We start from the raw sequence: 581 nt of genomic DNA, 5'->3' as shown, positions 1-581 counted from the left end.
CGATGCAGTCGAGAAGATTTTAGCAGAACAAGAGGCTGTTGAAGAACAATGCCCGACTGGATGCTATACCAATCTGTTAAGCCCGACGGTTACCGGTAAAGATACCATCCCGTTTCTCTTGTTTGATAAAAAAGGCGGTTTGTTCTCCACATTCGGGAACGTCGGAGGATTTGCGGATGACAGCCAGTGCTTCGAGTCTATTTTCTTCCGGGCAGAAAGAGTTTGTGATTGCTGCGCAACGCTTTCAGTATTGCGCCCCGTAGATGTGCACGGCGACACCCTCAGCGTCTGCCATCCTTGTGACCCGGATTTCTTCGGTTTAGAAAAAACAGATTTTTGCATTGAAGTTGATCTGAGCTGCTTCAGCGCCATTCAATGCCTTTCACCGGAGCTTGTTGACCGGCCTGAGCCGCACAAAGAGAAAAAGCATCACGGATAGTCATTGATTCGCATCTTTCCTAAAGAAGAATCCCCTTCCAACCTTCTATTACAGATGCAATCATCAGCCCGTCCGGACTTCCGGGCGGCTGACTCTCCGATATCGTTTAATCCGGTATATAAAACGTGAAGTCAGGAGGGAC

1 protein-coding gene is annotated in these 581 nt (G+C 48.5%); it reads left to right on the top strand.

The genetic code is table 11. The features are described 5' to 3' along the window. The coding region (locus JBL43_RS20515) for a CotY/CotZ family spore coat protein (protein ID WP_198843150.1) at positions 1 to 439 on the top strand (439 nt) is incomplete at its 5' end. Positions 440 to 581: the final 142 nt, after the last annotated feature.

The sequence above is a fragment of the Aureibaculum flavum genome (assembly GCF_016406085.1).
Taxonomy (GTDB): domain Bacteria; phylum Bacteroidota; class Bacteroidia; order Flavobacteriales; family Flavobacteriaceae; genus Aureibaculum; species Aureibaculum flavum.
The sequence above is the reverse complement of the archived record's forward strand: the minus strand, read 5'-3'. Positions and strand labels throughout refer to the sequence as shown.